We start from the raw sequence: 24,970 nt of genomic DNA, 5'->3' as shown, positions 1-24,970 counted from the left end.
GTGCGTAGGCCGGTACATGGTCACAGGCGCCGTCCGTGATCGAGCCGGGCGAGGGCTACGGCCCCCCGGCAGCCGTCGGGGACCCAGTCGAGGGTCGGCACCAGGGCGTTCAGCCGTGCGGTGAGGGGGCCTTCGGGGCCGAGCAGGCCCCCGGTGGCCACGATCCGTTCGCCGGGTCGCGGCTCCAACGCCCGCACCGTGTCGGCGAGGTGGCCCGCCGCCTCGTCGAGAAGCGCCTGCGCGACGACGTCCTTCTCCCGCGCCGCCTCGGCCACCAGCGGGGCGAACCGGGCGAGCCGGATGGGCGGTTCGGCCATGACGGCGGGGAGGAGATGCATGCGGTAGGCCTCGCGCCCGGCCCGGCTCCAGCCGTCGTCCGGCAGGCACTCGCCCGGCACCCCCAGCGCCCGCCCGACGGACAGTGCGAGCAGCGTCGCCGGGCCGCGCCCGTCCGCCATCCGCAACGCGGCCCGTACCGCACTGCGGCCGAGCCAGAAGCCGCTGCCCTCGTCGCCGAGGAGCCACCCGTCGCCGTCCACGGTGGTCGTGGCACGGCGGCCGGTGACCCGCATCGCGACCGCGCCGGTGCCCGCCACCAGGGCGAGGCCGTCGGCCGGGGCGCCGGGGGCGGAGGCGAAGGCGGCCTCGATGTCGCTCCAGACGCCCCGGCGCCCGGCCGGGATGCCGAGGCGGTCCAGCGCGGCGGTGAGCGCGGTGCGGGCGCGGACGGACCCGGGGTCGTCGGGCGAGGCCGACGTGGCGCCCGCGAAGCCGCCGGCGACCGCAACGACCCCGGCGCGCGCGGACTCCGGCACGGCTGCGGCGAGCGCCTCGACGAGGTGCTCGACGAGCTGCGCCGGCGACACCGTCAGGGCGTTGCCCGGCCCGCCCGCTCCCTCGCCCAGCACAGGCCCGCCCTCCGCGCCGGAGGCACCGACGGGGGCGAGCAGCGCGCGGGTGCGGGTGCCACCGGCGTCGAGGCCGACGACCAGCTCCGTGCCCCGAAGATCCCGTGCCACTTCCGCTTCCTGGTTCAAATCATTACCCATCGACGACTATGGTGATTGATACATTCGCGCAGGACAAGGCCCGGCCCGGGGAGGATCCCATCCGTACACTCCGCTTCGGCGTCAACTACACGCCCCGCCACGGCTGGTTCCACTCGTGGTACGACTTCGACCCGGGCCGCGCCCGCGAGGACCTGGCCCAGATAGCCGGCCTCGGGCTCGACCACGTCCGGGTCTTCCACCTGTGGCCGCTGCTCCAGCCCAACCGCACCCACATCCGCACCTCCGCGGTCGACCAGCTCGCGCACCTCGTCGACCTGGCCGGCGAGGCCGGGCTCGACGTCCTGGTGGACGGTGTGCAGGGCCATCTGTCGAGCTTCGACTTCTACCCGGAGTGGACCCGCAGCTGGCACCACCGCAACGTCTTCACCGACCCGGACGCCATCACGGCCCAGGCGGACCTGCTGCGCACCCTCGGCCGCGCCCTGGCCGGCCGCCCCCACCTCATCGGCCTCCAGCTCGGCAACGAGCTCAACAACCTGGTCGAACACAACCCGGTGACCCCGGCCGAGGTCGACCACTACCTCGACACGCTCCTCGCTGCCGCCCGCGCCGGACTCGGCCCGCACGGGCTGGTCACGCACTCCGCGTACGACGCCGCCTGGTACGGCGACGACCACCCCTTCACCCCCGAGGCCTCGGCCCGCAAGGGCGATCTGACCACCGTCCACCCATGGGTGTTCACCGGCGACTGCGCCCGCCGCTACGGCCCGCGCTCCCCGCAGGTGCACCATCTCGCCGAGTACGGCACGGAGTTGGCGAAGGCGTACGCCACCGACCCGGAGCGTCCGGTGTGGGTGCAGGAGACGGGCGCGCCCGAGCCGCACATCCCGGCGGCTGACGCCCCGGACTTCGCGCGGGCGACCGTGCGCAACGCGACCGAGTGCGAAGGACTGTGGGGCGTGACGTGGTGGTGCTCCCACGACGTGGACCGCTCGCTCGCCGACTTCCCGGAACTCGAGTACACCCTGGGTCTGTTCGACGCGGCCGGCCGCCCGAAGCCCATCGCCGAGGCGCTCGCGGAGGCCGTCGCGGAGCCGCACATCGTCCAACCCCGTGACACCGCACTGGTGTTGGAGTGCACGCCGAGCACCCGTTCGGTGTCCGGGCCGGGCGGGGAGTACTTCGAGGCGTGGATGCGGATGCGGGAGCGCGGGGTCCGCCCGGCCGTCGTGCTGGCCGAACGGGCCGAGGACGAGGGGTACTTGGCGGCCCGGGGAATCAAGTCCGTGGTGCTGCCGGGCCTCTAGGCTCCCGTCAGCGCCTCCGCGACCGCCCTCAGGTTCACCCGCCCCCGCCCGTACGAGCAGAGGTCGCCGCCCTCCGGCAGCCCCGTGTCGATCCGGATCGCGTCGGGGCGCCGGGCCAGGAGGGCGTCGCGGAGGCGGGCCTGCCAGGGGTGGAGTCCGGCGTCGCAGGTGGCGAGGACCAGCGGCCGGTCGCGGCTCAGGATGCCGTCGACGAGGGCGGCTGGGTCGTCCGGTTCGCCGGTGACGGCCGTACCGGCAGCCGTGGCGTCGAGGGCGGAGAACGGGGTCAGCAGGTCCTCGCCGCCCCAGTTGAGGGCGGGGTGCGGCGGCGGGAACAGGTCGACGACATGGGCCCCGCGGACGGCGGACGGCACACCCCGGCCGCCCGCCGACTGCCGTACGGCACGGCGTGCGGCCTCCAGGCCGGCCTCCGTGGCCCAGGCGGCGACGGTTGTGGCCGGGGTGGCGTACCGCTCGGCGAGCCGGCGCACCCGCTCCGCCGCCTCCCGCACCCGGTCCTCGGGCAGCACCCCGGAGCGCAGCGCGTCGAGGACCGCGTCCCGGCAGGCCAGCGTGACCTCCAGATCCGGTACGGCGACGATCACCTGGTCCGCTCCGGCGGCGAGCGCGATCCGCGCCCCCGCCGCCTCGCCGTACTGGTCCGCGATCGCCTTCATCTCCAACGCGTCGCTGACCAGGACACCCTCGAAGCCGAGGTCGTGCCGGAGCAGGTCGCCGAGGATGCGGCGGCTGAGGGTGGCGGGGCGGTTGGCGTCCAGCCCGGGGAAGACGACGTGCGCGCTCATCAGCATCGGCACGCCCGCGGCGACGGCGGCGCGGAACGGTTCGAGGTCGACGAGGAGTTCGTCGTACGGCCGCGGGTCGACGGCGATGCCGTGGTGGCTGTCGGTCTCGGTGCCGCCGTGGCCGGGGAAGTGCTTGGCGCAGGAGGCGATGCCGCGGCCTTCGGTGGCGGTGATCCAGGCGCGCAGATGCCGGGCGGCGAGTTGGGGGTCGGCGCCGAAGGAGCGGGTGCGCACGATCGGGTTGTCCGGCCGGTGCTGGAGGTCGGCGACGGGGGCGTACGAGGCGGTGATGCCGAGCGCCGCCAGGTGGCCGGCGAGGGCGTCGGCGCAGCGGGCGGTGAGGTTGGGGTCGTCGACGACGCCGAGGGCGTAGGAGCCGGGGACCTCGGGCGCGTCCGCCGCGACCAGGTGTCCGATGCCGCCGCCCTCGTTGTCGATGCCGACGAGCAGATCGGGCCGGAGCGCGCGCAGCGCGTCGGTGAGCTCACGGACCTGTGCCGCGTCGCGCACGTTGCGGGTGAACAGGATGACCCCGCCGAGGCCCCGGTCGATCAGCCGTTTCAGGGTGTCGGGGAAGGTCGTGGTGCCGTCGAACCCGGCGACGAGACAGCGGTGGGCCGCCTCGTCCAGGTCGGACGGGAGGAGGCGGCCTTCGGGCGCGTGCGCTGCATGGGTCACCTTCTCGATTCTTCTGGCTGGTTCAGCCGGAAGTCAACATGGGTATGGATTCTTTGATTCATCACTGCCGGGTGCACGACGGATCCGGCGACTCGTCCCCGGCGATTCGGCTCTCGGACACCCGGCTGTCACACGGCCGGGGCACGTTTCGCTCGTCACCCTCCCCGCCCGCTCTGCGCTCCGCGCCGCCCGCCCTGCGCTCCTCCCCGCTTGTCCCGCGCGACCCCGCTTCTCCCCCTCCCTGCCTGGCCTGCTCTCCTCCCCGCTTGTCCCGCGCGCCCCCGCCTCTCTCCCCCCTCCCCTCTCCCCGCCTCCCCTCCGCCCGTTCCCCGCGGGCGCGACGTGGAAGGACGACGTGTGCCGTGACCCTGCTCCCGCTCGAAGAGCTGCCCCGCCCGCTCCCCAGCACCGCCACCGCGCCCACCCCCGCACCCGCCCCCGTCCCCACCCGCGTGCTCCGCACCGGGCTCAGTCTGCTGCCGCTGCTGCTGATCGGCGCGTGGGCCGCGATCGACCGGCGTTCCCTGTCCGACGGCGCCGCCCGGCTGGCCTCGGCCGACCCCTGGTGGCTGCTGGCCGGGGTGGCCTTCACCCTCCTCGGCTGGGTGTCCGCCGCGTGCGTACGGCAGGGCGCCCTGCCGGAGCGGCTGCCGCCCGGGCTGCTGCTGGCGTCGCAGTTCGCCGCCGGCGCCGCCAACCACGTCCTCCCGGCGAGCATCGGCGCCCACGCGGTGACGCTGCGCTTCCTGCAACGCCAGGGCGTGCCGCTGCCCCGCGCCACCGCCTCGCTCGCCCTGTACTCGCTGGTCAGACCGGTGGCGAAGACGCTGGTGCTGGTCGCCTTCGTCGTCCTGTCCCCCGGTCTGCTGCGGCTCGGCGACCTGGTGCCCGACCGGCGGACCCTGCTGCTGCCGGTGGCGGCCACGGGCCTCGCGCTGGTCGGCGCGACGCTGCTGCTGGTGTGCGTCCGCCCGGTGCGCGCTTTCGTCCGCACCGCCCTCACCGACGTACGTCAGCTGCACACCCGTCCGTCCCGTGTCCTCGCCCTGTGGGGCGGGGCGGCCGCGGCCCCGCTGCTCCAGGCGGGCGTGATCTTCTCGGTCGGCGCCGCGCTCGGCCTGTCCCTGTCCTGGACCGAGGTCGCCTTCGCCTTCCTGGCCGCGAGCACCGCGGTCGGGGCGGTGCCCGCGCCGGGCGGCATCGGCCCGGTGGACGCGGCGCTGGTGTTCGCGCTGGCCGGCTTCGGCGCGCCGACGGGCCTGGCGACCGCGACGGTCGTCGGCTACCGGGTGCTGACGGTGTGGGTCCCGCTGCTGCCGGGGGCGCTGGTGCTGTCGGCGCTGGTGCAGCGGAAGGTGCTGTGAGGGACGGCGGCCCTTTCCGGGGGATCTCTTCGCCCGGGAGATCTCTTCGCCCGGGGGATCTCTTTGCCTGGGGGATCTCTTTGCCTGGGGGATCTTGAAGAACCCCGCGGTGTCCCGCTGCAATGGACCCGGACCGGGCCTGACCACCCTGCAACGACGACGGGACGACAACCACCATGGACACCGCGTTCAAGGACGTTCCCCCGACCACCCTCGCCGACCTGCTGGGCCGCGAGCAGGTGATGGACATCGGCATCCGCCCGCTGTGGGACGCACCGCGCATCGCGGGACCCGCGTACACCGTGCGGTGCGTGCCCGGCGACAACCTGATGCTGCACGCCGCGATCCACCGCGCCGAGCCCGGCTCGGTGATCGTCGTGGAATCGGGCGACCTCGACTACGCCCTGGCGGGCGGCAACGTGTGTGCCGTGGCCCAGCGGCGGGGCGTGGCCGGCTTCGTGCTGGACGGCCTCATCCGCGACCTCGGCGAGGTCCGCGAGGCCGGCTTCCCGGTCTTCGCCCGCGGTGTCATCCCCATTCCCGGCACCAAGGCCAAGGGCGGGGCGCTCGGTGAGCCGGCCCGGGTCGGCGGGGTGCTGATCCAGCCGGGTGACATCGTGGTCGCCGACGAGGAGGGCGTCGTGGTCACCCCGGCGGCCCGCCAGGAGGAGATCCTCGCGGCGGCGCGGGCAAAGCTCGCGAAGGAGGCCGCGGAGTCGCTGGACGCCTGGGAGGAGAACCACCGGGCACGGATCGACAAGGCGCTGAGGGAGCTGGGGTACGACGGCTGAGAGGCCACCGTCTCCCTGATGCCCGGATGCCTACCGGGTCTCCGCCGCCTCCGGCCTCTCCGGAGGCTCGGTCGGTGTCGGCGCGGGCGGCTGGAAGAGCACCGCCCGGGCCACAGCCGGCGCGAACAGCGCGGTGACCGGCGCGGCGAGGTGGAGTACCGCGCGGAAGGCGTCCCCGACGACGGCGTCACCGGGCGACCTCTCCTGGACCCGGCGCAGATACCAGCCGGTGATCCGGTCCGTGGACCGGCCGTCGAGCGCGTTGCCGACCGCGCCCGGCATCTTGCGGTCCGCCCCGGCGGAGATGTCCCAGGCCAGCCGGGACGCCCCGAGCAGCGCCCGCTGCACGCGCCGCGTGGTGGGCGTGCGGCGCCGGTCGGCGAGCGCGTCCCGTAGGGCTACGGCGCTCATCGCGGCGACGGCCATGCCCTGCCCGTAGATCGGGTTGAAGGCGCACAGCGCGTCGCCGGTGGCGAGGAATCCGGCGGGGTGGCCGGGCAGGTCGTAGCGGCGCCGGACGTTCGCGGTGCGCCGGTAGCCGAAGGGCGGGGAGAGGGGCTCGGCGTCCGCCATCCAGCGGTCCAGGAGCGGATGCGCGAGCCGCTTGGTGTACGCCTCGAACTCGTCCTCGTCCGTGGGCGGTTCGTCGCCGCGCAGCCCCGAGACGATCACCAGATGGGTGCCGTCCTCCAGCGGCAGCGCACCGCCGCCGTGGACCTGTTCGGTGCCGGGATAGACGTAGTAGCCGACGGTGTCGCCGTCGAGGACGCCCGCCGGGCCGCGGTAGACGCGGGAGGCGTAGGCGAGCCCGGTGTCGATGGTCTCCTCGTGCGGGGACGCGGCGCCGATCCCGGCGAGCCACTGGGCGGCCTTGGTACCACCGCCGGAGGCGTCGACGACGAGGTCGGCGTCCAGGGCCCGGGGTTCGGCGCGGGCGTCCCCGGCCCGCTCCCGCACGAGAACCCCTCGTACCCGGGACGCGTCACCGGTCAGCCCGACGACGTCGGCGCCCTCCATCACACTGATCGCCGGATTGGCGAGAACCCGCCGTCGCACGAGCCCTTCGAGCTGCGCGCGGGAGCCGGTGTAGATGTACGTCGACGTCGGCACCCGGCGGAACCAGCGGCCGTTCTGCCACAGCACCATGTCCGTCGGCATGCCCACCCGGGGCGCGCCCGCGTCCCGCAACTCCGCGAGAAAGCCCGGCAACAGATCCTCCACGGCCGCCTGCCCACCCATGAGCAGCACATGCGGATGCCGTCCCTGCGGGACGCCGGGCCGTGCGCCGCCGTCGTCCGGGAACCGGTCGCGCTCGACGACGGTGACCCGGTCGGCGTGCCCGGCCAACACGTGCGCCGCGAGCAGCCCCGCGAGGCTTCCCCCCACGACCACCACATGCCGCCCACCCCAACGGCCCGCCACTCCGACGGAGTTCACCACTACGCCCCCTGATCGCCGGTGTCCTGAGAAGACACAAGTATCCCGTCCCCGTACGAGGAGCCGACCGAGTTCCGGTCAGGCAGGGCGCGGCCGCCGGCCAGGTATCGGGACCGGCTAGGGTGCGCCGCATGCCCGACCCTTCCCAGTGCCCCACATGCGGTCGCCCCCTGAAGTACGGCGGCCTGGTCCTCACCGTCCGCGAGGACGACGGCAAGCGAACCTGCCGGGCCCTGTGGAAATGCGCCACCCGGCACCTCTGGTGGCAGTGGTCCGACCGCCCCGACGCCCCCTTGGAAACCTGCCCCGTGCCGAGCCTGTTCGCCTGACCCCGGCCACCCGAGTCAGATCGTCCGCGGCAACCCGAGGATCAGCCCTCGTCCGGCGTCAACCGCAGCGAGATGCTGTTGATGCAGTACCGCTGATCCGTCGGCGTCGCATACCCCTCACCCTCGAACACATGCCCGAGATGCGACCCGCACCGCGCGCACCGCACCTCCGTCCGCACCATCCCGTGCGACCGGTCCTCGATCAGCTCGACCGCGTCGGTGTCCTTCGGGTCGTAGAAGGAGGGCCAGCCGCAGTGGGACTCGAACTTCGTGGTGGACGTGAAGAGCTCGGCGCCGCAGGCGCGGCAGGAGTAGACGCCCTTCGTCCTCGTGTTCGTGTACTCGCCCGTGAAGGCGGGCTCCGTGCCGGCCTGGCGCAGGACGGCGTACTCGGCCGGGGTCAGCTCCGCACGCCACTGCTCTTCCGGCTTATCGACGTCGTACGACATGAAGCTCAGCCCCTCACTTCGACAGGCGGTCCAGGATCTGCGGGCCCAGGTCCGTCACGTCACCCGCGCCCATGGTGAGAACCAGATCGCCCGGCTTCGTCATTCCCGCCACGACCGACGGGACCTCCGCCTTGTCGTGGACCGGCGTCACGTCCGCGCCCGCCGCCCGCGCCGCCTCGATGATCAGCTCGCTGGTGATGCCGGGGATCGGGTCCTCGCGGGCCGGGTAGATGTCGAGGACCAGGGAGGCGTCCGCGAGGGACAGGGACTGGCCCATCTCCTTGCCGAGCTCCTGCGTGCGGGAGAAGAGGTGGGGCTGGAACACCACCAGGATGCGCGCGTCCCCGGCCGCCGCCCGCATGGCCTCCAGGTCGGCCGTCATCTCCGTGGGGTGGTGGGCGTAGGAGTCGATGACCTGGACCCCGGCGACCTCGCCCTTGAGTTGCAGGCGCCGCTTCACGCCGGTGTACGACGCCAGCGCCGGCGCCAACTCGCCCGCCGGGATGCCGAGGGCCACGCCGGCCGCGAGGGCCGCGACCGCGTTGTGCGCGTAGTGGCGGCCGGGGACGGAGACCGTGAACACCAGCTCCGTGCCGTCCAGGACGACCGTGACCTCGCTCTTCAAGCCCTGTGCCACGACCGACAGGACCCGTACGTCGGCGTCCTCCGCCTCTCCGTACGTCACCGTCCGCACCGAACCCGCCAGGCGTCGGGTCAGCTCGCGCGCGCCCTCGTGGTCGGCGTTGATCACCAGCGTGCCGCCGGGGACGATCTTTCCGGCGAAGGTCTCGAAGGACTCGTAGATCTCGTCCATCGACGCGTAGTTCGCGTGGTGGTCCAGCTCGACGTTGAGGACGATGGCGACCTCGGGCGCGTACTTGTGGAAGCTGCGGTCCGATTCGTCCGCCTCGGCGACGAAGATCTCGCCCTCGCCGTGCAGCGCGTTGGAGCCGGGGGCGTCGAGGTCCCCGCCGATGGCGTACGACGGGTCCAGGCCGAGCTCGCTCAGCGACACGGCCAGCATCGACGTGGTGGTCGTCTTGCCGTGGGTGCCCGCGACCGCGATCGGGCGCAGGCCCGCCATCAGGGCCGCGAGGGCGTCGGAACGGTGCACCACCGGGATGCCCAGCTCCGCGGCGCGGGCCAGCTCGGGGTTGTCCTGGCGGATCGCCGACGACACGACGACACAGCTCGCGTCGTCGGCGAGGTGCTCCGCCGCGTGTCCGATGTGCACGGTCGCGCCCAGCGCGCGCAGCGCCTCCGCGGTCGCGGACTCCTTGGCGTCGCTGCCCGCGACCTTCGCCCCGCGCTGCGCGAGGATCTTCGCGATCCCCGACATCCCGGCGCCGCCGATGCCGATGAAGTGCGGTCGGTCCATGGCGGTGGGAAGGCCGGGTGCCATGCGTGTCTCCCTGTGCATGTGAAATAAGGCTGGGTGCATATGAAATAAGGCTGGGCCAAGCCTAAGCCGAGCCGCCGACAGCGACGGACACCCGGCCGCCGGCCGGAGCTACGCCTTGCTGTGCGAGAACAGCTTCAGCACCGGCACCCCCACCTTGTGCCGGGCCCGCGAGGCCCAGTCCCGGTGGAAGAACTCCTCCACGTAGTGCGGATCGGTCAGCACGATCACCTCATCCGCGCCGATCTCCTCCACCAGCGACTTCAGCGCGTCCAGCGGGTGGTCCTCGATCAGCCGCCCCTCCGCCTCGTTCCCGGAGCCTCGCAGCGCCTGAAGGGACACCTCCAGCGCCCGCTCCCCGAAGTCCTTCGCGGCCGCGCCCTCGGGGACCTCCCGCTCGCGCGCCGCCTCGTCCAGTTCGCCCAGCGCCACGTCGTCGATGGCCCTGAGCAGCCGGTCGGCCTGGTCGCCGCGCGGCTGGAGGAGCACGTGGAAGGAGACCGGCTCGTCCCCGTGCAACGTCGTGACGAACTCCACGTCGGCGGATGTCAGGGCCTTCTCGATCATCAAAACGCTAGTGAACACCGCGCGCCCCTTCTGCGGAAACCATCCTGCCCCGTGATCTCACGGGGACTGCGAGATTCAGTGTGCCCGTCGGAAGCTAAACGGAACGGTTGATTCCGCCGTTTTCGGGACCGGCGGTACCACTGATCGAATTTCAAGTGCGCTGGTAGCGGCCGAAGAGAAACCCCTCCTCCTCCAAAAGAGACACCAGTGCGAACCGTTGCGGAACCGCGACAAAGGGCCCTCCGGCGATCCGCTGCGCGTCCCCCGCGGTGAGCATCGGGGAGACGGTCAGACAGAGCTCGTCCAGCACCCCGGCGGCGACGAGCTGCCCGAGAAGACGGGGGCCGCCCTCGGTGAGCAGCCGCGTGAAGCCGAGGTCGGCCAGCGCCCGCACGGCCCGCGCGGGCTCCACGCCGACCCCGTCACCGGCGACGACCACCCGGGCGCCGGCCTTCTCCGCCGTGGCGACCCGGTCGGGAGCGGCGGCCGCGCCGGTCAGGATCAGGGTCGGCGTGAGGGGGGAGGTGAAAAGCGGAAGGGAGAAGTCGAGGTCGAGGCTCGCGCTGACGATCGCGATCGCCGGTGCCGGAGCCTGTCCGGCCGCCTCCCGGGCCTCCGCGAACTCCGCACGCGCGCGTGCCGGGCGGTACCCCTCCTGGCGTACCGTTTCCGCACCGACGACGACCACGTCCGCCAGCCCCCGCAGCGTGCCGAAGATCCGCATGTCGGCGGCGGTGGAGATGGGCTGTGACTTCCCGTCGTGCTGGGCGGCCCCGTCGAGCGTGGAGACCATGTTGGCCCGCAGCCAGGGAACGGGGGCACCGCCGGGGTCCGTGACGGACTCGGGATAGGCGTAGGCGGCGGCCAGCTCCGCGAGGCTCCACTCCCGGTCGTTGGGACCGGCCCCCGGAGCCCCAGAGGCCCCCGGGGTCTCACCGACACCCCCCGCCCCCACGTCCCCGCCCCCACCGTCGGAGGCCCTCGTCGCTGTCTGGTCGGTCACAGGGAACAGGCGTCGCATGTCGTGCAGTGTGGCACGACGCCTACCATGGGGAACCGTGTCGTCCTCCTCCGCCGCCTCCGGGATCAGCCCGATAGCAGACGCGGCCCCCGTGTCCCTGTGCGCCCGCGAGCCGCACGTGCCCGCCAACCGCCTGGTCGCCGAGATGGTGCCGCCGCCGCGCTTCGACTCGGTCCGCTTCAGCACGTACATCCCGGACCCGAACCAGCCCAGCCAGTTCGAGGCCGTCAAGGTCCTCGAAGGCTTCGCGGGCGGGCTCGGCGGGGCGCACGCCGTCGCCGGCGGCAAGCGGGGCTTCTTCGGGTTCGGCAAGGGCAAGGACAAGGGCACGGACAAGACGAAGGCCAAGGGGGCCAAGGGGTCCAAGGCCCCCGCCGGCCCGCGCGGCGTCTACCTCGACGGCGGCTACGGCGTCGGCAAGACCCACCTGCTCGCCTCCCTGTGGCACGCCACCCCGGCCGAGCCCTCCCTCAAGGCCTTCGGCACGTTCGTCGAGCTGACCAACCTCGTGGGCGCCCTCGGCTTCCAGCAGACGGTCCAGACGCTCTCGAACCACCGCCTCCTGTGCATCGACGAGTTCGAGCTCGACGACCCGGGCGACACCGTCCTCGTCTCCAGCCTGCTGCGCAAGCTCGTCGACGCGGGCGTCGCGCTCGCCGCCACCTCCAACACCCTCCCCGGCAAGCTCGGCGAGGGCCGCTTCGCGGCGGTCGACTTCCTGCGCGAGATCCAGGGGCTGAGCGCCCACTTCCGCACCCTGCGCATCGACGGCGAGGACTACCGCCACCGCGGCCTGCCCGAGGCGCCGGCGCCGTACTCCGACGAACAGGTGACGAAGACGGCGTACGCCACCGCGGGCGCCTCGCTCGACGACTTCCCGCGGCTGCTGGAGCACCTCGCCCGCGTCCACCCCAGCCGTTACGGAGCGTTGACCGATGACCTGAACGCGGTGTGCCTGACCGATGTGCGGCCGGTTCCGGACCAGTCGACGGCCCTGCGGCTCGTGGTCCTCGCGGACCGGCTCTACGACCGTGAGGTCCCGGTCCTCGCCTCCGGGCTGCCGTTCGACCAGCTGTTCAGCGAGGACATGCTCAACGGCGGGTACCGCAAGAAGTACTTCCGGGCGATCTCCCGGCTCACCGCGCTGGCCCGTGACGGCAAGCGGCTCGTCGAGGCCGCCTAGCCCGGCGAAAGCTCCCAGGTCAAGGGCCAGTTCACGCCACGGCACCCACGCTTTTCAGGCTCTCTTCAGCTCGAAACGCTAAGTTAACCCTGCAAACAACTTTGCAGGGTTAACGTGTTTCTTGACCAGCCGTTGACCAACGCTTGGTCTGTACGTAAGTCGTGGACTGCCGGAAGGGGGGCGCATGTTTCGAGGTACGACGGCACCGACCGTGCTCTCGCCTCGCACCGCCGCCCCGGTCACCCCTCGGCCGTTCACTCCCACGGAACCGTTCGCAACCGCGCACACGATCCGTGATGTTCAACCCAAAGCTCACCGTAGAGCTCTCTCCCAGGCTCGGCCCGTCTCCCAGCGGGCCCGCAGAGCCCAGGCAGCCCGTTCCCGGCGGCCCTTCAGGTCTTCCGCCGCCGTGACACCGGAACCGGCTGCCTGACCCCCCACTGTCATGTACGTCCGACGCGCCGCCGTGGCGCGCCAGGAGGAGTCACCACATGCAGCCCCTCATCGACAACGCCCGCCTGTTCGGACAGCGCCCTGAGGAGTTCGCCAAGCTCGCCGAAGGCCAATCCCCCCAGGTTCTGTTCATCACCTGCTCCGACTCACGGGTCGTCCCGGCCCTGATCACGGGCGCCCGCCCCGGCGAGCTCTTCGAGCTGCGCACCGCGGGCAACATCGTCCCCCCGTACGTCTCCGAGCACCCCACCAGTGAGGCGGCCACCATCGAGTACGCCGTCGAGGTCCTCGGCGTGAGCGACATCGTGGTCTGCGGCCACTCGCACTGCGGCGCCGTCGGCGCCCTGGTGCGCGGCGACGACCTCGACGCCGTACCCGCCGTACGGGACTGGCTCGCCCGCGCCGAGCCGCGCCCGGCCGGAGCGGCCGAGGACCCCGAGGTCGCCGACGGCGTGCAGAGTCACGTCCTGGCCCAGGTCCTGCGCCTGCGCTCCTACCCCTTCATCGACAAGAAGCTGTCGGCCGGTCAACTCACCCTGCGGGCCTGGTACTACGAGGTCCACACCGGCGCCGTGCGCGAACACCGCGCGGACACCGACGCGTTCGAGGCCCTGTGATCGGCATGATGACCAAATACCCTCACCTGCGGCAGGACTTCGCCGCCTCCCTGGTCGTCTTCCTGGTCGCGCTGCCGCTGTGCGTCGGCGTGGCCGTCGCCTCCGGCGTCCCGGCCGAACTGGGCCTGGTCACCGGCATCGTGGGCGGCATCGTCGCGGGGTTCATGCGCGGCAGCAGCCTTCAGGTCTCCGGGCCCGCCGCCGGTCTGACCGTGCTGGTCTTCGAGGCGGTGCAGGAGTTCGGGCTGCCCGTCCTCGGGGTGATCGTGCTGGCCACCGGCCTGCTCCAGATCCTCATGGGCACCCTGAAGCTGGGCCGCTGGTTCCGGGCCATCTCCGTCTCCGTCGTCGAGGGCATGCTGGCCGGGATCGGCCTCGTGCTGATCGCCGGACAGCTGTACGCGATGGCGGACACCAAGGCCCCCGCCTCGGGCCTCGGCAAGATAGCCGGACTGCCCGGCGCGCTCGTCGACGCCGTCGGCGACAGCGGGGCCCTGGCCTCGCTCGGGCTCGGCGCCGGCACCATCGCCGTGCTGGTGCTGTGGAAGCGGACGCCGGCGGCGGTGCGTACCGTGCCCGGTCCGCTCGCCGCGGTCGGCCTGGCCACGCTCGCCGCGCTGGTGTTCTCGATGCCGGTGGCGACGGTGGAGGTGCAGGGGCTGCTGGGTTCCGTCCAGCCGCCGTCCTTCAGCGCCTTCGGTGAGCTCGCGAGCGTCGGCGTACTCGCCACGATCGTCGCGTTCACGCTGATCGCGTCCGCCGAGTCGCTGTTCTGCGCGGCGGCCGTGGACCGGCTGCACGACGGGCCGCGCACCGAGTACGACAAGGAACTGGTCGCGCAGGGCGCGGGCAACGCGCTCTGCGGTGTGCTCGGCGCGCTGCCGATGACCGCGGTGATCGTGCGCAGCGCGGCCAACGTGCAGGCGGGCGCGCGGACCAGGGCGTCCCGGGTCCTGCACGGCGTGTGGCTGCTGCTGTTCGCGGCGCTGCTGCCGGGCGTCCTCGGCTACATCCCGATCCCGGCCCTGGCGGGCATCCTGGTCTACTCCGGCGCCAAGCTGATCCCCGTCCGGGAGGTCGTCTCGCTGTGGCGCGAGCACCGCGGTGAGGCGCTGATCCTCATGGTCACGGCCGTGTCGATCGTCGCGGTCAGCATGTTCGAGGGCGTGCTCATCGGGCTCGCGCTGGCGGTCGCCAAGACCGCCTGGGAGGCCTCGCACCTCAAGCTGGAGGTCGTCGACAAGGGCGCCGGACCCGTCCAGGCGTACCTCTCGGGCAACGCGACCTTCCTGCGGCTGCCGAAGATCCTCGACAGCCTGGAGGCGCTGCCCCAGGACCGCCCGGTGGAGCTGGACCTCTCCGGCCTGCACCACCTCGACCACGCCTGCCGCACGGCCCTGGAGAACTGGGCCGAGCGCCACAGCGCGGTCGGGACGGAGCCGGTGAAGGTGACCGCCGCGTAGCCCCCCCCCGGTGGACGCGTAGTACCCCATCCGGTACCGACCCGGTACCCCACCCGGTGCCTGGCCCCGCGCCAGGCACCGGGCATATCGTTGCAGGAGCGGACAAACAGGCCTCTCACCGAGGGGGTCGTCATGCTCCAGGAGCTGCTCACCGTGGCCGTGGCCGCCGGTTCCGCCGGGGTGATCTACGTCGCCGCCGGGGCCCGGGTCGTCAAGCAGTACGAGCGCGGGGTGGTCTTCCGGCTCGGCCGGCTGCTGCGCGACGTACGGGAGCCGGGGTTCACCATGGTGGTCCCGTTGGTGGACCGCATGCACAAGGTCAACCTGCAGATCGTCACGCTGCCGGTCCCCGCCCAGGAGGGCATCACCCGGGACAACGTCACGGTGCGCGTGGACGCGGTCGTCTACTTCCGGGTGGTCGACGCGGCGAGCGCGCTCGTGAAGGTCGAGGACTACAAGTTCGCGGTCTCCCAGATGGCGCAGACCTCGCTCCGGTCCATCATCGGCAAGAGCGAGCTGGACGATCTGCTGTCCAACCGCGAGAAGCTCAACGAGGGCCTGGAGCTGATGATCGACAGCCCGGCCGTGGGCTGGGGCGTGCAGGTCGACCGCGTCGAGATCAAGGACGTGTCGCTGCCCGAGACCATGAAGCGCTCCATGGCCCGGCAGGCGGAGGCGGACCGTGAGCGCCGCGCCCGCATCATCAACGCCGACGCCGAACTCCAGGCGTCGAAGAAGCTCGCCGAGGCCGCGAAGGAGATGTCCGAGCAGCCCGCCGCGCTCCAGCTGCGGCTGCTCCAGACGGTCGTGGCGGTCGCCGCGGAGAAGAACTCCACGCTCGTGCTGCCCTTCCCGGTGGAGCTGCTGCGCTTCCTGGAGAAGGCCCAGGAGCACCCGGCCGACCGGAGGCTCGACCGGTGACACGTGCTACGCGCGTGGTTCCCGCGGCCCGGCCCAGGTGATAGACACAGCGGCGTCACATCCTGTCCGCCAGCAGGAAGGTTGCTGCTTCATGTCCGCAACGCGACGTCAGGTCCTTGCCCGCTCCGGTGCCTTGGGGGCGGGGATCGTCTTCTCCGGCGCCCTCTCCGAGCTCTTCACGGGCACCGCCGCCGCACAGAACCTGGGTCACACGGGTTACGGCCCGCTCGTCCCCGACCCGGACGGTCTGCTCGACCTGCCGGAAGGTTTCCGCTACCAGGTCCTCTCCCGCGAGGGCGACCAGCTCCGCTCCGGCGAGGGCAAGGTCCCCTCCAACCACGACGGCATGTCGGCCTTCGCGGGCAGACACGGCCGCACCCACCTGGTCCGCAACCACGAGAACCGCGTCACGGGCAAGGTCCCGGTCCCGACGATCGACGGCCTCACCTACGACCCGATGGGCAAGGGCGGCTGTACGGCGCTGACCCTGGACGCCCGCAACAACGTCCTGTCGGAGCGTGTCGCCATCGCCGGCACGGCCGTCAACTGCGCGGGCGGGCCCACCCCTTGGGGTACCTGGCTGACCTGCGAGGAGACCGAGGACAAGGCCGGCACCAACGGCTACACCAAGGACCACGGCTTCATCTTCGAGGTGGACGGGGCGGACCCGCGGCGCTCGGGCGCGGTGCCCCTGACGGCGATGGGCCGCTTCCAGCACGAGGCGATCGCCGTCGACCCGAAGCGCGGCATCGTCTACGAGACCGAGGACGCGTTCCTCAAGCCGTTCGGCCTGTTCTACCGCTTCCTGCCCGAGAAGCCGCTGGGCGGCCTCGGTTCGCTGCGCGCGGGCGGCCGGCTCCAGGCGATGCGCGTCCCCGGCGTACCCGACCTGTCCTCCATCCAGGAGACGGGTGCCTGCTTCGAAGGCATCGAGTGGGTCGACGTACCGGACCCGCTCGCCGCGCAAACCCCCGTCCGGCTCCAGGACTTCGGCCCGAAGGGCATCACGCACGCGCAGAAGCTGGAGGGCTGCTACTGGGGCGGGAGCTGCGTCTACTTCGTCTCCTCCTTCGCCCACAGCGCGGACGGCTCGGCCGCCGACCACTACGGGCAGATCTGGCGGTACGACCCCGCCGCCCGCCGTCTCACCCTGGTGATCGTGTTCGGCCCGGACACCGACGTCCAGCTCCCCGGCGAGTCTCCCGACAACATCTGTCTGGCCCCCAGCGGCGGCCTCATGGTCTGCGAGGACGGCAACGGGGCGCAGCACGTGTTCGGGGTGACCCGGCGGGGCGAGGTCTACGCGATGGCCCGCAACGCGCAGAACATCGGGACGGCAGAGGAACCGGAGTGGGGTGAGTTCGCGGGCGTCACGTTCTCCCCGGACGGCCGGACCATGTTCGTCAACTGCTACACGCCGGGGACCACGTTCGCCGTGACGGGGCCCTGGCGGAGGTAGGGCGGCGAGCCGCGGGGTGTTCCGGGGCGCGTTTCCCCGGGCACCCCGGCTGGCGTCCCCTTCCCGCCGGGCGCACGATCGAGGGACCACCGGACCGGAAGGGGCACGCCGTGGCCAAGAAGAGGTCGAAGAAGGCCGAGAAGGAGCCCGGCCTCAGCGAGCTGCTCCGCGTGCCGGACGGCGGAGAGCGGGTCGACCTCGGCTCCTACGACGCGCGGGCGACCCCCGGCGGCCCCGAGGACAAGAAGGCCGCCCTGGCAGAGATCGAACAGATGGGTGAGCGCCTGGCCGGGCTCCAGGAACGCCTGTGGGCGGCGAGCACGGCGGGCGACCGGCGCCGCGTCCTGCTGATCCTCCAGGGCATGGACACCAGCGGCAAGGGCGGCACGGTCAAGCACGTCATCGGCCTGCTGAACCCGTCCGGCTGCCGCATCAAGGCGTTCAAGACCCCGACCCCCGAGGAGCTGAAGCACCCGTTCCTCTGGCGCATCCGCAAGGCCCTCCCCGCCCCCGGCGAGATCGGCATCTTCGACCGCTCCCACTACGAGGACGTCCTCATCGCCCGCGTCCGCGGCCTCGCCCCCCGCTCCGAGCTGACCCGCCGCTACGCCCGGATCAACCGCTTCGAGCAGTCCCTCACCGGCAACGACGTGACCGTCGTCAAGTGCTTCCTGCACCTGTCCTACGACGAACAGCGCGCCCGCCTCCTCGAACGCCTCGACCGCCCGGACAAGCACTGGAAGTTCAGCCCCGGCGACATCGACGAGCGCGCACTGTGGCCCGCCTACCAGGAGGCGTACGAGCTCGCCCTGCGCCGCTGCGCCACCCCGCGGGCCCCCTGGTACCTCATCCCCGCCGACCGCAAGTGGTACCGCAACTGGGCCGTCAGCCGCCTCCTCCTGGAGCACCTGGAGGCACTGGACCCGCAGTACCCGAAGGCGGACTTCGACGTCGAGGAGTGCCGGAAGAGGCTGCTGAAGGGCGCCTGATCGAGGGCTTTCGCGGGGCATGACGTGCGGCGATCCGAGTCCCGCCCGATTCACCCCTTTATGTTCGTACGGTGATCATTCGAGTACGACAAGTCGCCGCCGTCTGTGCCCTCGGCGCCGCCCTCACCGCCTGCGCCGCCACCCCCCAGGCACCCCGCGCCAAGGCCGCCCACCCGGCCCCCTCCGCCGCCGCCCCCTCGCACCCCCCGACCCTCGCCCCCGGCCCGGCCGGTCTCACCCCCGTCTTCAAGCACGGCCCCCGCACCGCGGACAAGGCCGTCGCCCTCACCTTCGACGCCGACATGACCGCCGACCAGGGGGCACGGGCGGCGGCCGGCGAGCGCTTCGACAACCCGCGGCTCATCGCGACGCTGCGCGCGCTGAAGGTGCAGGCGACCGTGTTCATGACGGGCCGGTGGGCCGAGGAGTACCCGGCCGAGGCCCGGTCGATCGGGCGGGACCCGCTCTTCGAGGTCGCGAACCACTCGTACAGCCACTACGCCTTCACCGGCGACTGCTACGGGCTGCCCACGCTGTCCGAGGACCGGATGCGGTCCGACGTCGAGCGCGCGTACACCGCCTTCCGCGAGGCGGGGGTGCCGGACGCGATGCCGTACTTCCGCTTCCCCGGCGGCTGCTACGACCGTACGGCGCTCAAGGCGCTCACCCCGGCCGGTGTCACGGCCGTGCAGTGGGACGTGGTGAGCGGGGACGCCTTCGCGACGGACGCGGACGCCGTGGCGTCGCAGGTCCTCGAAGGCGTCCGGCCCGGTTCCGTCGTCGTCATGCACTGCACGCGCAGTGCCGCGCCGGCGACCGAGCGGGCGGTGCGGCGGATCGTGCCGGAACTGCGGGCCCGGGGCTACCGGTTCGTGAAGGTCTCCCAGCTGATCGGCGCCAAGGGCCTGTCCTAGGCTGGAGGCATGAGCGAGGACTACTGCACGATCCGCGAGGTCCCGAAGCCGCCGGTCGCCGAAGGGCCGCCGTACGCCGAGTGCGTGCTGTGCCGGAAGCCGACGGAGTACCCGGAGTCGTACAAGGGGATCACGCTGTGCCCGGTCTGCGAGTGGCAGGAGGCACAGCGGACCGCTTGTTCAGGGTGAGCGGCGGGAGGTCAGCGCGCAGGCCGCGGCGAGCGCCCCGGCCGTGACCATCGCGGCCGCCGCGAGGGGCAGCAAGGGCAGCGGGACCGTCCCCCGCTGCGAACCGGTGACCAGGCCGCTGACCGCCGCGTGGGCCGGGGAGCCGGTCACCACCACCGACAGCAGGGCCGCGAGCAGCATCGTGGGCACCGCCCGGCCCGGCGAGCGCAGCAGCGGCCAGGTGGTCAGCGCGCCGACCGCCGTGCCGAGCAATGCGCAGGCCAGCACCGCGAGCAGCCCGGACCCGCCTGCCGGAACCCTCGGCACCCGGATCTGGTGGTCGGAGCTCACCGGGTCGCTGATCAGCGTCACGAGCACGGTCGCGACGGTGCCGAGCATCGCCGCGCCGGTCAGCGCCACCAGCAGCGCGGCGAGATGCGCCCGGGCGGGCCCGACCGCGGCGGAGACACAGGCCCGGGCGGCGGGCGGCTCGCCCGCGACACAGATCCGCACCAGCCAGGCGGCGACCGGCAGCAGCGCGGCGGCGGCGTAGCCGAGGGAGTCCAGGATCGGCTGCCCGCTCTGCACACCGACCCCGAGGAACGCGGCATAGAGGATGACCGGCGGCAGCCAGCGCTGCGAGCGCAGGAGCAGGGCGGCCTGGTAGCGGAGCAGCGCGGTCATCGGCCGCCTTCCGGTGTCTGGTGGCGCACGCTCACGACGTGCCAGGGCGGGCGGGAGGTCAGCAGCGTGCGCAGCAGGACGTCCGAGTGGGACGCGGGGACGGTGAGCCGGTAGCTGCCGGGTTCCGGCTCCTCGGCGGTGGTGGCGGTGCGGTGCACGTCCGCGGGCAGCCGTCCGCCCGCCGGACCCTGCGCCTCGACGAGGACGTGCGGGCCGGTGGCCGCCGGATCGGGGGCCATGGGTGTCGTACGACGTTCGAGGCCGCCCTCGCGTACGGCGTACACGGCGTCGGTCGCTCCCGCGAGGCGCTGCGGGTCGTGGTCGACGAACACCACCGCTCCGCCGGCCGCGGTGCGCTCGGCGACGGCCCGCTCCAGTTCGGCACGCGCGCCGGTGTCGAGGCCGGTCCACGCCTCGTCCAGGACGAGCAGTTCCGGTTCGGCGAGCAGGGCCTGCGCGACGGCGACCTTCTGGCTGCTGCCCTTGGAGAGCTGGGCCATGGGCGTGTGGGCGTAGGAGGAGGCGCCGAACCGTTCCAGGGTGTCGGTGGCGGCGCGCTGGGCGGAGGTGCGGGTGAGGCCGTGGATCGTGGCCAGGTGGGTGAGGTAGCCGGCGGCCGTGAAGGGCAGCGCCGAGGGGAAGCGCTCGGGGACGTAGGCCGTGCGGGGGCGGCCCTTGACCCTGCCCTCGGAGGGGGCGTCGAGGCGGGCGAGGATACGCAGCAGCGTGGATTTGCCGGTGCCGTTCGGGCCCTCTACGCGGGTGAGGGTCCCGGGGGGCGAGGGTGAGGTGGATGCCCCGTAAGACCCAGGGGCCGCGCAGGCCGTAGCGGCGGCCCACGTTGTCCAGCTGCAGATCGCGTTCCATGGCCAAATGATGTCGCCTTAAGGTGGCCGGGTGAACGCCAGCCCCTTTACCCCCGAAGCCGATGTGCGCGACCAGGCCCCTCAGTTCGTCCTGCCTCTGGTCGTCCGCATCGAGCGTGCCGCTCCTCCTGCCCGTACCGACGCCCTGGAGACGGCCGCCCGTGCCGTTCTCCTGATCCTGAGTGACGAGCGGTCCCTCGGTGAGGGCGAGTGGGCTCAGGTCATGCGGGACTGGCAGGACGCCCGGATCCGCAAGGTCGTGCGGCGGGCCCGTGGGGCGGAGTGGCGGAAGGCCGAGGCGCTGCCCGGGATCACGGTGACCGGGAAGGCGGCCGAGGTGCGGGTCTTCCCGCCGGTGCCGCTCGACGGGTGGCCGAAGGAGCTGGCCAAGCTCCAGGTGTCCGGGACCGATCTCGACGACCCGGAGGCCCCCGGGGACGTCGATCCCGGGGTGCCGGTGCTGTGGATGAGCCCGGATCTCGACATGTCGGCCGGCAAGGCGATGGCGCAGGCCGGGCATGGGGCCCAACTCGCCTGGTGGGAACTGTCGGTCGAGGAGCGGGACGCCTGGCGCGAGGCGGGTTTCCCGCTGGCCGTGCGGACCGCGACGCCAGAGCGCTGGCGTGAACTCACCGTCAGCGGGCTGCCGTTGGTCCGGGACGCGGGCTTCACGGAGATCGCTCCCGGCTCCTGCACCGTGGTGGCGGACCACCCGGCGCTGCGCTCGCGGCCCTGAGCCGCGTTCAGCGGCGCAGCGCCGCGAGCGGCTCGACCCGGCCCGCCCGCAGCGCGGGGTAGAGGCCCGCGAGCAGGCCGGTGACGGTGCCGGCGAGGGGGGCCGGGAGCACGGCCGCGGGTTGGAGCACGGCCGTCCAGTCGCGGACCACCGCCGTGCCCAGCACGGTGGCGACCCCCAGGGAGGTGCCGATCAGGCCGCCGAGGGTCCCCAGGGCCGTGGACTCGGTGAGGAACTGGGCGGTGATGTGGCGGGGCCGCGCGCCCAGGGCGCGGCGCAGGCCGATCTCGGACGTCCGCTCGAGGACGGCGACCAGGGTGGTGTTGGCGATGCCGAAGGCCCCGACGACCAGGCAGATGACGGCCAGTGCCAGGAAGAGCCCGGACAGATCGGTGTCGACCTGGTCCCGCAGGCCGTGCGGGTCGGGCGGCGGGGTCGCCTTGAGGAGGTCCGGCCGATCCGGGCGCAGTGCGAGCGGCGCCTGCCGGGCGACCAGTTGGGCCGCCCCGGGGCGGGTTCTGATCAGTGCCTGAGCGGGTGAGTCGAGCGGGGCGCCGTATTCGCGCAGTGCCGTGGTCGTGGGGATGACCATGCCCAGCAGGGTCTGCGGCAGCCGTTCGGTGTCCGCGAGGATGCCCACCACGCTGTACGAGACACCGTCGACGAAGACCGCCGGACTCCCGTCGAGCCGGCTGATGCCCAGCAACCGGGCCGCGGACAGGCCGAGCAGACACACCCGTTCGCCCCGGGTCTGGTGGAAGGTGTTGTAGAGCGTGCCCGTGGCGAGGGTGGGCTGCATGGCGCGCAGGGCCCCCGGTGAGGCCGCGTACACCCCGATGTCGGCGCCCTGGTCCCCCACGGCCGTGACGTCCGGCCGCGCCGAGATGAGCGGGGCGCGCACCGGGACCGGCCACCAAGTACCGCCGGCCACCACCCCGTTGAGCCTGCCGAGGCGGGCGTCGGCGTCGGCGGGGAAGCTGGTGGCCCGCCCGCCGCCCGGGGCCGCGTCGTCCACGGTGACGGTGGTCTCCTCCAGCAGACTGAAGGATGCGCCGATCTGCCCGGTCGCGGTCGACGTCAGACCGAGCACCGCGACGAAGGCCCACACGCCGAGGACGGTGCCGAGCATGGTCAGCACCGACCGGCCGGGGCGCTGGAGCAGCCCGGTGAGCGCCTCGGCGAGCAGGTCGCGCGCGTGCAGCCGGGTCGGGGGAACCGGTGCCGGGGTACGGGGGCGGCGCCGGCCCGGCAGGAGTGTGCTCACGCGGTCCCGGTCCTCTCCGCGCCGAGGGGGCGCACGCCGGATGCGTCGCGGGCCGACAGGCGGCCGTCGAGGATGGTGATCCGGCGGTGGGCGCGGGCGGCCACCGCCGGATCGTGCGTGATGACGATGACGGTGACACCCGCCTCGTTGAGGTCGCCCAGCAGGTCCATCACGGTGGCGGCGGTCACGGAGTCGAGGTTGCCGGTCGGCTCGTCGCACAACAGCAGGTCGGGCTCGTTGACCAGGGCGCGGGCGATGGCGACCCGCTGCCGCTCACCGCCGGACAGAGTGGTGGGCGAGGCGTCCAGGCGATGGCCGAGGCCGACGCGTTCCAGGGCGTCGGTGGCGGCGCGGACGCGATCGGCGGCACGGTCGGTGACGTAGAGCCGCGCGAGTGCCACGTTCTCCAGCGCGCTGCGGTACGGCAGCAGATGGAACTCCTGGAAGACGAAGCCGATACGGCGTCCGCGCAGCGCCGTGCGCGCCCGCTCGGGCAGCCCCGCCACGTCCACCCCGGCGAAGGTGAGGGTGCCCGAGGTGGGGCGGTCCAGCAGTCCGAGCAGATTCAGCAGCGTGGACTTCCCCGAGCCGGACGGCCCGACCACGGTGAGGTAGTCGCCGGCCCGCACGGTCAGGTCGGCCGGGTGCAGGGCCTGCACGGGAGGGGAGCCGGGGTACGTCTTCGAGCAGCCGTCGAGCCGCAGCACCGCGGGAGGTTCCGGGGCGGTGCGGGTCCGCTCCTCGGGGGCTGTGATCATTTCCCGACCACGACCCGGTCGCCGGCTTGCAGGTGGGCGCCGTTTTCCGGGGTGACCTGCACCATGCCGTCCGCGGACGCCCCGGTCGCCACCCGTACGGTCCGCCGTTCTCCGGCGGTGGTGACCACGGTGACCGAGGTGTGGGTGTCGGCACCGGCCGTGATCGCGGCCTCGGGCACCGCCAGCACCGGCTTCGCGGTCGACGCGGCGGTGACCGTGATGCGTACGTCCTGGCCGGCGAAGGCCGTGTTCCACGCCTTGTCCGGCTTGACGGCCAGCGGCCGGTAGGCTCCGCCGCCCGTGGTCGCCACCGTGCCGGAGTCCGACGTACCTGCCTTGCCGTCGCCCGGGGTGACGAGGGCGCCCACCGACTCCACGGTGGCGCGCGCCTGGGCACCGGTGGCCTCCGAGAGCACGGAGACCTTCATCCCCGGGGTGACGAGGCCGGCCTGGGCCGGGTCCAGTTGCCCGGTGAGCGTCAGGCCGCCGCGGGCGAGTGTGATCACCGGACCCTTGACCGGGTCGCCGACCTGGACCGGAACGGACACCACCCGTGCGGGCAGTGACGGTACGAAGATCACCTCCGACGCGGGCACCATGGCGTGCGCGGTGGAGGAGGGCGCCTCCTGGGGTGGGGGCGTCGGGGAGGCCGACGCGTCCGCTCCGGTGGCGGCCTTGCCGTCCGAGGCGGAGGGAGGGCTCGCGTCACGGGTCACGGGGACGGGGTAGCCGAGGTGCCGGTACAGCTCGCGCACCGCATGCTCGGTGCCGGGTCCGAAGACACCCGCGGTGTCGCCGCCGGTGCCGTAGCCCTGCGCGACCAGTGCCTTCTGCAACTGCTCGACATCGCCGCCCTGTTCGCCGTGGACCAGGTCCCGGTACGCCGGAACGGCTCCCGGCAGCGCGAACACCGGCCGCCCCGAGTACTCCACCAGCGCCCGGGCGGCCCGGACGGAGCGGCCCGCCCGGGTGAACACGCCGGTGACCATCAACTGCGCGGGCCTGGACGGAGTTTCGGTCTCGGCCACCGAGGACGGCTGGGCGGACACGGTCCGGCCGTCGGCGAAGGTGCCCCGCAGCACGACGGTGGAGCGCAGGACCTGCCGCGTCACCGGCGCGGTGATCACGCTCGGCGCCGGCGGGCGGGTGTCCGCGGCGGCCTGCGAGGGCGACCGCACCAGTCCTGATCCCGCCAGCCCGCCGACCGACAGCAGCCCGGCCAGTGCGGCCACGCCCACGACGGCGCGCCGCCGCCGGGCCGTACGCGATCCCATGGAGTCTTGCGTCCCTTTCGGTGAAGGTGAGTCGGCGCCGTCGGGCGCGGCTGCGCCGTCGTG

Annotated in this window: 24 protein-coding genes and 1 pseudogene; 13 read left to right on the top strand and 12 right to left on the bottom strand. The window is 73.0% G+C overall.

Annotated features, from left to right (window positions below; all coding sequences use genetic code 11):
• Nucleotides 1–20 precede the first annotated feature (20 nt).
• Nucleotides 21–1,049, bottom strand: coding sequence for an N-acetylglucosamine kinase (locus tag EJC51_RS36185; protein WP_126274899.1), 1,029 nt, complete (start codon nucleotides 1,047–1,049; stop codon nucleotides 21–23).
• A gap of 8 nt (nucleotides 1,050–1,057) precedes the next feature.
• Here EJC51_RS36185 and EJC51_RS36180 point away from each other — a divergent pair, with 8 nt between their 5' ends.
• Nucleotides 1,058–2,317 carry a glycoside hydrolase 5 family protein gene (locus tag EJC51_RS36180; RefSeq protein WP_126274898.1) on the top strand — a complete coding sequence of 420 codons (1,260 nt, stop codon included), beginning with the start codon at nucleotides 1,058–1,060 and terminating at the stop codon, nucleotides 2,315–2,317.
• Here EJC51_RS36180 and EJC51_RS36175 read toward each other — a convergent pair.
• Complete coding sequence (locus tag EJC51_RS36175; protein WP_126274897.1) at nucleotides 2,314–3,801, bottom strand: glycoside hydrolase family 3 N-terminal domain-containing protein; 1,488 nt, start codon at nucleotides 3,799–3,801, stop codon at nucleotides 2,314–2,316. The genes EJC51_RS36180 and EJC51_RS36175 overlap by 4 nt on opposite strands.
• A 362-nt stretch (nucleotides 3,802–4,163) precedes the next feature.
• Here EJC51_RS36175 and EJC51_RS36170 point away from each other — a divergent pair, with 362 nt between their 5' ends.
• Together EJC51_RS36170 and EJC51_RS36165 are read left to right on the top strand one after the other, a co-directional pair.
• Entirely contained in the window at nucleotides 4,164–5,165 is a 1,002-nt protein-coding gene (locus tag EJC51_RS36170) for a lysylphosphatidylglycerol synthase transmembrane domain-containing protein (protein WP_208870763.1), read from the top strand.
• Between the two features lie 176 nt (nucleotides 5,166–5,341).
• Entirely contained in the window at nucleotides 5,342–5,956 is a 615-nt protein-coding gene (locus EJC51_RS36165) for an RraA family protein (protein ID WP_126274895.1), read from the top strand.
• A gap of 30 nt (nucleotides 5,957–5,986) precedes the next feature.
• Here EJC51_RS36165 and EJC51_RS36160 read toward each other — a convergent pair whose 3' ends face one another.
• Complete coding sequence (locus EJC51_RS36160; protein WP_126277266.1) at nucleotides 5,987–7,342, bottom strand: FAD-dependent oxidoreductase; 1,356 nt, start codon at nucleotides 7,340–7,342, stop codon at nucleotides 5,987–5,989.
• Nucleotides 7,343–7,524: 182 nt separating this feature from the next.
• Here EJC51_RS36160 and EJC51_RS36155 point away from each other — a divergent pair, with 182 nt between their 5' ends.
• Nucleotides 7,525–7,722, top strand: a complete 198-nt coding sequence (locus tag EJC51_RS36155) for a dehydrogenase (RefSeq protein ID WP_126274894.1) — start codon at nucleotides 7,525–7,527, stop codon at nucleotides 7,720–7,722.
• Between the two features lie 41 nt (nucleotides 7,723–7,763).
• Here the strand turns inward: EJC51_RS36155 and msrB are convergent, their stop codons facing one another.
• The 4 genes from msrB to EJC51_RS36135 all read right to left on the bottom strand — a co-directional run bounded on the left by msrB (nucleotide 7,764) and on the right by EJC51_RS36135 (nucleotide 11,158).
• Nucleotides 7,764–8,171, bottom strand: coding sequence for a peptide-methionine (R)-S-oxide reductase MsrB (msrB, locus tag EJC51_RS36150; RefSeq protein WP_126274893.1), 408 nt, complete (start codon nucleotides 8,169–8,171; stop codon nucleotides 7,764–7,766).
• 13 nt (nucleotides 8,172–8,184) lie between these two features.
• Entirely contained in the window at nucleotides 8,185–9,573 is a 1,389-nt protein-coding gene (murC, locus tag EJC51_RS36145; RefSeq protein ID WP_126274892.1) for a UDP-N-acetylmuramate--L-alanine ligase, read from the bottom strand.
• A gap of 108 nt (nucleotides 9,574–9,681) precedes the next feature.
• Nucleotides 9,682–10,137 (bottom strand): indole-3-glycerol phosphate synthase, encoded by a 456-nt coding sequence (locus tag EJC51_RS36140; protein WP_126277265.1) that lies wholly within the window; start codon nucleotides 10,135–10,137, stop codon nucleotides 9,682–9,684.
• 151 nt (nucleotides 10,138–10,288) lie between these two features.
• On the bottom strand, nucleotides 10,289–11,158 hold the full coding sequence (locus EJC51_RS36135; protein ID WP_126274891.1) for a pyrimidine reductase family protein: 870 nt from the start codon (nucleotides 11,156–11,158) through the stop codon (nucleotides 10,289–10,291).
• Nucleotides 11,159–11,195: 37 nt separating this feature from the next.
• Between EJC51_RS36135 and zapE the strand changes: the two genes are divergently transcribed.
• The 8 genes from zapE (at nucleotide 11,196) to EJC51_RS36095 (ending at nucleotide 19,346) form a co-directional block, all read left to right on the top strand.
• Complete coding sequence (gene zapE, locus EJC51_RS36130; RefSeq protein WP_126274890.1) at nucleotides 11,196–12,341, top strand: cell division protein ZapE; 1,146 nt, start codon at nucleotides 11,196–11,198, stop codon at nucleotides 12,339–12,341.
• Nucleotides 12,342–12,832: 491 nt separating this feature from the next.
• Nucleotides 12,833–13,411: a carbonic anhydrase gene (locus tag EJC51_RS36125; RefSeq protein ID WP_059195600.1), complete on the top strand. Its 579-nt coding sequence runs from the start codon at nucleotides 12,833–12,835 to the stop codon at nucleotides 13,409–13,411.
• A 5-nt stretch (nucleotides 13,412–13,416) separates the two neighbouring features.
• Entirely contained in the window at nucleotides 13,417–14,874 is a 1,458-nt protein-coding gene (locus EJC51_RS36120; RefSeq protein ID WP_126274889.1) for a SulP family inorganic anion transporter, read from the top strand.
• Nucleotides 14,875–15,006: 132 nt separating this feature from the next.
• Nucleotides 15,007–15,795 (top strand): slipin family protein, encoded by a 789-nt coding sequence (locus EJC51_RS36115; protein ID WP_126274888.1) that lies wholly within the window; start codon nucleotides 15,007–15,009, stop codon nucleotides 15,793–15,795.
• A gap of 91 nt (nucleotides 15,796–15,886) precedes the next feature.
• Nucleotides 15,887–17,254, top strand: a complete 1,368-nt coding sequence (locus tag EJC51_RS36110; RefSeq protein ID WP_126274887.1) for a PhoX family protein — start codon at nucleotides 15,887–15,889, stop codon at nucleotides 17,252–17,254.
• 110 nt (nucleotides 17,255–17,364) lie between these two features.
• Entirely contained in the window at nucleotides 17,365–18,243 is an 879-nt protein-coding gene (locus EJC51_RS36105) for a PPK2 family polyphosphate kinase (protein WP_126274886.1), read from the top strand.
• Nucleotides 18,244–18,314: 71 nt separating this feature from the next.
• Nucleotides 18,315–19,157: a polysaccharide deacetylase family protein gene (locus EJC51_RS36100; protein ID WP_126274885.1), complete on the top strand. Its 843-nt coding sequence runs from the start codon at nucleotides 18,315–18,317 to the stop codon at nucleotides 19,155–19,157.
• A gap of 9 nt (nucleotides 19,158–19,166) precedes the next feature.
• Nucleotides 19,167–19,346: a hypothetical protein gene (locus tag EJC51_RS36095; protein WP_079312584.1), complete on the top strand. Its 180-nt coding sequence runs from the start codon at nucleotides 19,167–19,169 to the stop codon at nucleotides 19,344–19,346.
• Here EJC51_RS36095 and EJC51_RS48930 read toward each other — a convergent pair.
• Both EJC51_RS48930 and EJC51_RS48925 read right to left on the bottom strand, forming a co-directional pair.
• Complete coding sequence (locus EJC51_RS48930; protein WP_244362985.1) at nucleotides 19,338–20,009, bottom strand: ABC transporter; 672 nt, start codon at nucleotides 20,007–20,009, stop codon at nucleotides 19,338–19,340. The two genes, EJC51_RS36095 and EJC51_RS48930, sit on opposite strands and share 9 nt — an antisense overlap.
• A pseudogene (locus EJC51_RS48925) lies at nucleotides 20,006–20,876 on the bottom strand (ABC transporter ATP-binding protein). The gene EJC51_RS48930 and the pseudogene EJC51_RS48925 overlap by 4 nt, the downstream one beginning before the upstream one ends.
• Before the next feature lie 30 nt (nucleotides 20,877–20,906).
• Here EJC51_RS48925 and EJC51_RS36085 point away from each other — a divergent pair.
• Entirely contained in the window at nucleotides 20,907–21,611 is a 705-nt protein-coding gene (locus EJC51_RS36085) for a peptidyl-tRNA hydrolase (protein ID WP_126274884.1), read from the top strand.
• Nucleotides 21,612–21,618: 7 nt separating this feature from the next.
• On the opposite strand, the gene EJC51_RS36080 is transcribed toward EJC51_RS36085, so the two are convergent.
• The 3 genes from EJC51_RS36080 to EJC51_RS36070 are packed head-to-tail and all read right to left on the bottom strand — an operon-like array spanning nucleotide 21,619 to nucleotide 24,907.
• Nucleotides 21,619–22,875 carry an ABC transporter permease gene (locus tag EJC51_RS36080; protein ID WP_126274883.1) on the bottom strand — a complete coding sequence of 419 codons (1,257 nt, stop codon included), beginning with the start codon at nucleotides 22,873–22,875 and terminating at the stop codon, nucleotides 21,619–21,621.
• Nucleotides 22,872–23,633, bottom strand: coding sequence for an ABC transporter ATP-binding protein (locus EJC51_RS36075; protein WP_126274882.1), 762 nt, complete (start codon nucleotides 23,631–23,633; stop codon nucleotides 22,872–22,874). Before EJC51_RS36075 ends, EJC51_RS36080 begins: the two co-directional genes overlap by 4 nt.
• On the bottom strand, nucleotides 23,630–24,907 hold the full coding sequence (locus tag EJC51_RS36070; protein WP_126274881.1) for a peptidoglycan-binding domain-containing protein: 1,278 nt from the start codon (nucleotides 24,905–24,907) through the stop codon (nucleotides 23,630–23,632). Before EJC51_RS36070 ends, EJC51_RS36075 begins: the two co-directional genes overlap by 4 nt.
• Between the last annotated feature and the right edge of the window lie 63 nt (nucleotides 24,908–24,970).

Source organism: Streptomyces aquilus, from assembly GCF_003955715.1.
In the GTDB taxonomy this organism is placed as follows: domain Bacteria; phylum Actinomycetota; class Actinomycetes; order Streptomycetales; family Streptomycetaceae; genus Streptomyces; species Streptomyces aquilus.
Note: the sequence above shows the minus strand (reverse complement) of the source record. Positions and strands in the feature narration are given on the sequence as shown.